Raw genomic sequence first — 7,517 nt, forward strand, 5'->3', positions numbered from 1 at the left:
GCCTGATGCCGGAAGAGGGCGGAGTGGATCAGGGTCTTGCTGGGGATGCATCCCCAGTTGATGCAGGTCCCGCCCAGCATGCTCTTTTCGATCATTATCGGGCGCGCCCCCTTGGCCTGCGCACGCAACGCCGCGGCAAAGGCGGTCGAGCCCGAACCGAGGATGATGATTTCAGCTCCTTCACTCATGACGCTCACCCCATGGCTCAGTGTACCGTGAAAGGCGCGGGCGGGTAAACAGCAGAATTTACCGGCATTTCCGGGCCGTCGACCGGGGGACGGGGGGGCAAGGAAGGACCCTTCGGCGGGCCCTGGAAAAGCGGGCGGGGGAGCGTTTTTCCCGGAACCCCTTCCCCTGATATTCCTTGACAGCCGCTTTGAACAGTTGTAATCTGGCGAGCCTAACTCTTTGGATACAGTATACTTTTTGCTGGTGCTAGACCTAGCTAAATCAGCATGTTATCGGAGGCCGAGTGTTGACATTTCAGGAGCTGATTCTCTCCCTGCAGGGTTACTGGGCGGGGCAGGGATGCGTGATCCAGCAGCCTTATGATACCGAAAAGGGCGCGGGTACCTTCAACCCCGCGACCTTCCTGCGCGTCCTCGGCCCCGAGCCCTGGAACGTCGCCTACGTCGAGCCTTCCCGGCGCCCCACCGACGGCCGTTACGGCGAGAACCCGAACCGGCTGCAGCACTACTACCAGTTCCAGGTGATCATGAAGCCGTCACCCATGAACATCCTGGACCTCTACCTCGATTCCCTCAGGGCCTTCGGGATCGACCCCGGCAAGCACGACATCCGCTTCGTCGAGGACGACTGGGAGTCCCCGACCCTGGGAGCCTGGGGGCTTGGCTGGGAAGTCTGGCTGGACGGGATGGAGATCACCCAGTTCACCTACTTCCAGCAGGCAGGCGGCATCGATCTCAAGCCGGTCTCCTCCGAGATCACCTACGGCTGCGAGAGGATCGCCATGTACCTGCAGGGGGTGGACAACGTCTACGACCTGGAGTGGGTCAAAGGGGTCAGGTACGGCGACATCCACCACGAGAGCGAGGTCGAGTTCTCCACCTACAACTTCGAGGAGGCCGACGTCGACATGCTCCTCACCCTCTTCAAGATGTACGAGAAGGAGTGCGTGCGGCTGGTCGAGAAGGGGCTGGTGCTGCCGGCCTACGACTACGTCATGAAATGCTCCCACACCTTCAACCTCCTCGACGCCCGCGGGGCCATCTCGGTCACCGAGCGCGCCTCCTACATCGGGAAGGTCAGGAACGTGGCGAGACTTTGCGCCGAGGGGTACCTGCAGATGCGCGAGCGGCTCGGCTTCCCGCTTTTGAAAGGAGGCCGTTAATGGCGAAGGACCTATTCCTCGAGATCGGATGCGAAGAGATTCCGGCCGGCTTTATCCCCAAGGCCATGGCCGACATGGAGCAGTTGATCAGGCGCGAACTGGAAAGCGCGAGGCTCGAGTTCGGCGAGGTGCTGACCCTGGGGACCCCGCGCCGGCTGGCGCTTGCGGTGAAGGGGATCTCGGAGCGGCAGCCCGATGCCGAGCTGGTGGCCATGGGCCCCTCGAAGAGCGTGGCCTTCGACGCCGACGGCAACCCCTCCAAGGCGGCACAGGGCTTTGCGCGCGGGCAGGGGATCGACGTTTCCCAGCTGACCATCATCGCCACCGAGAAGGGCGAGTACATCGCGGCCAGGAAGAGCGAGGTGGGGCGCGAGAGCTCCGAGCTGCTGACCGAGATCCTGCCGAGGCTGATCGGCGCCATCCCCTTCAAGAAGTCGATGCGCTGGGGGGACCTGGAGGCCCGCTTCGCCCGCCCCATCCACTGGATCGTGGCCCTCTTTGACGGCGTGGTGGTCCCCTTCTCCTTCGGCAACATCGAAACGGGCTCCGTCTCCCGCGGTCACCGCTTCATGGCCAACACAGCCTTCCCGGTGCGCGACCTGGCGAGCTACCTGGATGAGTGCGAGCGCCATTTCGTGATACCCGATCCGGTCAAGAGGCAGGAGATCATCCGCCGCGAGATCGAGCGGGTGGCCAAGGAGGCCCACGGCAACGTCCTCCCCGACGAGGCGCTCCTGGAGCAGGTGAGCTTCCTGGTCGAGTACCCGAGCGCGGTCCACGGCACCTTCTCTCCCGATTTCCTGGCGGTTCCCCGCGAGGTGCTGATCACCTCCATGCGCGAGCACCAGCGCTACTTCTCCCTGGTGGACGCCGAAGGAAAGCTCCTCCCGGGATTCATCACCATCAACAACACCCTCACCGAGGATCCCAAGGTGGTGGTCAAGGGGAACGAGCGCGTGCTTCGCGCCCGCCTCTCCGACGCCCGCTTCTTCTTCGACGAGGACCAAAAGCACACCCTGGAAAGCCGGGTCGAGGCTCTGAAGTCGGTGGTCTACCAGGCGAAACTGGGGACCTCCTACGAGAAGATGGAGCGCTTCAGGGAACTGGCCAAGGAGCTCTCGGCGAAGCTCAACCCCGCGGTGTCGGCGCAGGTGGCCCGCGCCGCCACGCTCTGCAAGGCCGACCTGGTCACCGGGATGGTAGGGGAGTTCCCCGAGGTCCAGGGGATCATGGGGCGCGAATACGCCCTTCATGACGGGGAGGAGCCGGCCGTGGCCACCGCCATCGCCGAGCACTACCTTCCCACCCAGGCCGGCGGCGAGCTTCCGGCTTCCGACGTCGGCGCCTTCGTCTCCCTGGCCGACAAGATGGACACCATCTGCGGCTGCTTCAGCGTCGGGCTCATCCCGACCGGTTCCGCGGACCCCTATGCCCTTCGCCGCTCGGCCATCGGCATCATCAACATCATCCTCGACCGCGGTTATCGCGAGCCGATCACCGGCCTCGTCTCCGCCTCGCTCGACCTTTTGGCGGCGAAAACGACCCGGCCGCGGGCAGAGGTGCAGAGGGACGTGCTGGAATTCTTCCGGGGCCGCTTCGTGAACCTGATGGCCGACCGCTATCCCTCCGACGTGGTCGAGGCTGTGGTCTCCGTCTCCTTCGAGGACCTGGTCGAGGCCGCCGCCAAGATCGCGGCGCTCGCCGAGTTCAGGAACCGCGAGGACTTCGGGCCCCTGGCCGTGGCCTTCAAGCGGGTCTGCAACATCGTCAAGGGGGGCGTCGATACCCCCGTCTCCGAGGCCCTCTTCCAGGAGCCGGCCGAAGGGGCGCTCTACCAGGCGGTCAAGGGGGTGGTCGGGAAGGTGGAGAACGCCATCGGCAGCGGCGCGTACCTCTCCGCCCTGACCGAGATCGCCACCCTCAAGGCCGACGTCGACCTCTTCTTCGACAAGGTCATGGTCATGGCCGAGGACGAGCGGGTGCGGGAAAACCGCCTGGCGCTCCTCACCTCCATCGCCCGCCTCTTCGCCAGGCTGGCCGATTTCGCGAGGCTGTCGCCATGATTCGTGCGGCAGCGCTCAGGCTACGGTGTAAGATCTCACTTGTCGCTGAAGCGTGCTGTCGCGCGCTTGCACCAGATAACGCTCACGTAAACAGCCGTTCGCGCCGCAAAGGCCGAGCGGCTGTTTGCATTCTGAATTCCGGATGCAGTACTTAGAACCTTTCGCATAGCAACACCACTTCAAGGAGGGAAAAATGGGATCGCAGAAGTACGTCTATTTCTTCGGAGCCGGCAAGGCAGACGGAAACGCCAAGATGAAGGAGCTCTTGGGGGGCAAGGGGGCCAACCTGGCAGAGATGACCAGCATCGGTCTCCCCGTTCCGGCCGGTTTCACCATCACCACCGAGGTCTGCACCGAGTACTACAAGAACGGCAGGCGCTATCCGGAGGCCCTGGCCGCCGAGGTGGCGGGAAACCTGGCCGCGGTGGAGAAGCTGATGGGGAAGAAGTTCGGGGATGCCAAGAACCCGCTGCTGGTATCGGTCCGCTCCGGCGCCCGTGCCTCCATGCCGGGTATGATGGACACCATCCTCAACCTGGGGCTCAATGACACCACCGTGCAGGGGATCATCGCCCAGAGCGGCGACGAGCGTTTCGCCTACGACGCCTACCGCCGCTTCGTGCAGATGTACTCCGACGTGGTCATGGGCATGCCCAAGGACGTTCTCGAGCACCTCCTCGAGCGCCGCAAGGAGGTGCGGGGCGTGCACCTCGACACCGACCTGTCCGCGACCGACTGGAAGGAACTGGTGGCCTCCTTCAAGTCCAAGATCCAGGAAACCCTCGGCGTGGAATTCCCGGAGGATCCGGAGCAGCAGCTTTGGGGCGCCATCGGCGCGGTCTTCGGCTCCTGGATGAACCAGCGCGCCATCACCTACAGGAAGCTCAACAGCATCCCCGCCGACTGGGGCACCGCCGTCAACGTGCAGTCCATGGTCTTCGGCAACATGGGCAATGACTGCGCCACGGGCGTGGCCTTCACCCGCGACCCCTCCACCGGGGAGAACTACTTCTACGGCGAGTACCTGGTCAACGCCCAGGGCGAGGACGTGGTGGCCGGCATCCGCACCCCGCAGCCGATCAACAAGGCCAAGTACAAGCCCGGCGACCTTCCCTGCATGGAGGAGGTCCTCCCCGAGTGCTACCGGCAGCTCTCCGGCATCAGGGACATCCTGGAGCGCCACTACAAGGACATGCAGGACATCGAGTTCACCATCGAGAAGGGCATCCTCTACATGCTGCAGTGCAGAAGCGGCAAGAGGACTGCCAAGGCCGCCATCAAGATCGCGGTCGACATGGTGAGCGAGGGTCTGATCGACGACAAGACCGCGGTGCTGCGGGTGGCGCCGAGCCAGCTCGACCAGCTGCTGCACCCCTCCCTCGACCCGAAGGCTGTGAAGGACGTGATCGCCAAGGGCCTTCCCGCCTCCCCTGGTGCCGCCTCCGGCGAGGTGGTCTTCACCGCCGACGAGGCCGAATCTGCCGCCAAGCTCGGCCTCAAGGTGATCCTGGTCCGCGTCGAAACGAGCCCCGAGGACATCCACGGCATGCACGCCGCCCAGGGCATCCTGACCGCCCGCGGCGGCATGACCTCGCACGCGGCCGTCGTGGCCCGCGGGATGGGCAAATGCTGCGTGGCGGGTTGCGGCGACATCAAGGTCGACTACGCGGCAGGGCAGCTGGTCGCCAAGAACGGCACCGTGGTCAAGAAGGGGGACGTCATCACCCTCGACGGCTCGACCGGTGAGGTCATGCTGGGCGCCGTCGCCACCGTGGCCGCCGGCGTCTCCGGCGACTTCGCCACCCTCATGAGCTGGGTCGACAAGTACCGCAGGATGAAGGTCCGCGCCAACGCCGACACCCCGCACGACGCCCGCACCGCCCGCGAGTTCGGCGCCGAGGGGATCGGCCTTTGCCGCACCGAGCACATGTTCTTCGAAGCGAGCCGCATCGCCGCCGTGAGGGAGATGATCCTCTCCAACGACATCGAAGGGCGCAGGAAGGCCCTGCTGAAGATCCTCCCCATGCAGAAAGGTGACTTCAAGGGGCTCTTCAGGGAGATGAAGGGTCTTCCCGTCACCATCAGGCTCCTCGACCCGCCGCTGCACGAGTTCCTCCCGCAGGAGGACAAGGACATCGAGGCCCTGGCCGAAACCATGGGTGTCTCGGCCCAGACCCTCAAGCACAAGGTCGAGTTCCTGCACGAGTTCAACCCGATGCTGGGGCACCGCGGCTGCCGCCTCGGGGTGACCTTCCCCGAGATCTACGACATGCAGGTCCAGGCCATCATGGAGGCCGCCTGCGAACTGGTGCGCGACGAGGGCTTCGAGATCGTGCCCGAGATCATGATCCCGCTGGTCGCCGTGACCAAGGAGCTCGGCATCATGCGCGCCAACGCGGTGGCGGTCTGCGAGGATGTCATGGCCCGCTACGGCGTCAAGATCCAGTACCTGATCGGCACCATGATCGAGCTCCCGAGGGCCGCCATCACCGCCGACTGCATCGCCACCGAGGCCGACTTCTTCTCCTTCGGGACCAACGACCTGACCCAGACCACCTTCGGCCTCTCCAGGGACGATGCCGGCAAGTTCCTCCCCTTCTACGTGGAGAACGGCATCCTCGACGACGACCCGTTCGTGACCCTCGACCAGTGCGGCGTCGGCGCCCTCGTGAAGATGGGGTGCGAGAAGGGTCGCCAGACCCGCGCCGGGATCAAGCTGGGCATCTGCGGCGAGCACGGCGGCGACCCCGCCTCCGTCATGTTCTGCGACTCCGTCGGCCTCGACTACGTCTCCTGCTCCCCCTTCAGGGTGCCGATCGCGCGTCTGGCGGCCGCCCACGCCACCCTCGGCGGGTAAAACCCCTCCCCCTCCCCCGGCCTGGTCAGCGGGGGAGGGGGATCAAATGGTTGACAGGGCAAGGCGGAAGGTGTAATAGCAGGATGCGCTTCTCACAAAACCATCAGCCACGGAGTCACGGAGGGCAGGTCTGGCCACCTCTCCGGCTGCCATCCCGTCCTTTGAGGGCGGGTTGCGCCGGCCATGCCCCTGTGCCTCCTCCGCTGGGATTTTGCGGGAGTGAAAACCGAGTTCGCATTCTAAAGCATGGGGGAAAGAGTAATGGCTAACGGTGTGGTAAAGTGGTTTAACGACGCGAAGGGCTTCGGGTTCATCCAGCAGGACAACGGGGTCGACGTCTTCGTGCATTTCTCATCGATCCAGGGGGACGGTTTCAAGAGCCTCGCCGAGGGGGATCCGGTTTCCTTCGACATCACCCAGGGCACCAAGGGGCCGCAGGCTTCCAACGTGGTGAGAATCTAAGAGCCATACCAACTGACAGGCCCCGGAGAGATCCGGGGCTTTTTTTATGCCATTCGCTCAAACATTCTCCTGAAGTACCAATCTTCCACCAGTTTCCAAAACTGTCATTCCCGAAGCGATCCTGATCGGGAATCCAGTTTCTAAACGAAGTGAAATCTGGATCCCCGATAAGGGCATTCGTGGATGACAATCTCGTAGCGGAGAGAGGGCCAGGGTGAGGGAGGCCGGCATGGGAGAAAACGCCGGCCGGGAGCGGGGGTTGAATGAAGAGCGAAGTGGATTAAAATCAGCAGGGCGACATATCTCATGCAGGCCAGCCAACGGCGGTGCCACCATGCGTATCGACGAAAAATCAAAATCCCGCAGCGTCACCAAGAAGGGGAAGGGTGCTCCTCCCAAAAGCATCGCCGGCCCGACGGCCCCTCTTTTTGCCGCCAGGCTCACCCAGATCGCCCGCAGCAACGCCGACTACGCGGGCGAGCTGCAGCGGATCAAGGAGGAGATCGACAAGGCGGGGGAGGTCTTGGAACGCGAGCCGACCATCGCCAACTTCAAGACCTTCAGGGAACTGATAGCGACCATGGCCAGGAAGGTCTCCTCGGAGGCCTACAAGATCGAGATGGTCAGCGGGGGATTCACCGGCCGCACCCATGAGGTCATGACGGTGATCGACAAGGAAGCCGACCTGCTCTACCACCTGGTGATGCGGGAGCAGAAGGACCACATCCGCATTACCGCGCAGATCATCAAGATCAAGGGGCTGGTGGTCGACTTCCTCCTCTAG

General features: G+C 63.9%; 6 protein-coding genes. 5 read left to right on the forward strand and 1 reads right to left on the reverse strand.

Going from position 1 to position 7,517, the window contains the following annotated elements:
• Positions 1–188 (reverse strand): FAD-dependent oxidoreductase (locus AC11W3_RS20165; protein WP_484093641.1); only part of this gene is annotated, 188 nt, incomplete at its 3' end.
• Positions 189–475: 287 nt separating this feature from the next.
• Between AC11W3_RS20165 and glyQ the strand changes: the two genes are divergently transcribed.
• From glyQ to AC11W3_RS20190, 5 genes are all read left to right on the forward strand, one after another.
• Entirely contained in the window at positions 476–1,351 is an 876-nt protein-coding gene (glyQ, locus tag AC11W3_RS20170) for a glycine--tRNA ligase subunit alpha (RefSeq protein WP_484090449.1), read from the forward strand.
• Positions 1,351–3,414 carry a glycine--tRNA ligase subunit beta gene (glyS, locus tag AC11W3_RS20175; RefSeq protein ID WP_484090349.1) on the forward strand — a complete coding sequence of 688 codons (2,064 nt, stop codon included), beginning with the start codon at positions 1,351–1,353 and terminating at the stop codon, positions 3,412–3,414. The genes glyQ and glyS overlap by 1 nt, the downstream gene beginning before the upstream one ends.
• A 193-nt stretch (positions 3,415–3,607) precedes the next feature.
• Positions 3,608–6,271, forward strand: a complete 2,664-nt coding sequence (gene ppdK / locus AC11W3_RS20180; protein ID WP_484090348.1) for a pyruvate, phosphate dikinase — start codon at positions 3,608–3,610, stop codon at positions 6,269–6,271.
• Positions 6,272–6,532: 261 nt separating this feature from the next.
• Positions 6,533–6,733 carry a cold-shock protein gene (locus tag AC11W3_RS20185; RefSeq protein WP_484090347.1) on the forward strand — a complete coding sequence of 67 codons (201 nt, stop codon included), beginning with the start codon at positions 6,533–6,535 and terminating at the stop codon, positions 6,731–6,733.
• Between the two features lie 334 nt (positions 6,734–7,067).
• Positions 7,068–7,517, forward strand: coding sequence for a YaaR family protein (locus AC11W3_RS20190; protein WP_484090346.1), 450 nt, complete (start codon positions 7,068–7,070; stop codon positions 7,515–7,517).

It is taken from the genome of Geomonas sp., from assembly GCF_056994735.1.

Bases quoted from the DNA above. Each gene is read 5' to 3' on its own strand.
- glyS (WP_484090349.1), top strand. From the start codon at position 1,351: ATGGCGAAGGACCTATTCCTCGAGATCGGATGCGAAGAGATTCCGGCC.
- ppdK (WP_484090348.1), top strand. From the start codon at position 3,608: ATGGGATCGCAGAAGTACGTCTATTTCTTCGGAGCCGGCAAGGCAGAC.
- AC11W3_RS20185 (WP_484090347.1), top strand. From the start codon at position 6,533: ATGGCTAACGGTGTGGTAAAGTGGTTTAACGACGCGAAGGGCTTCGGG.
- AC11W3_RS20190 (WP_484090346.1), top strand. From the start codon at position 7,068: ATGCGTATCGACGAAAAATCAAAATCCCGCAGCGTCACCAAGAAGGGG.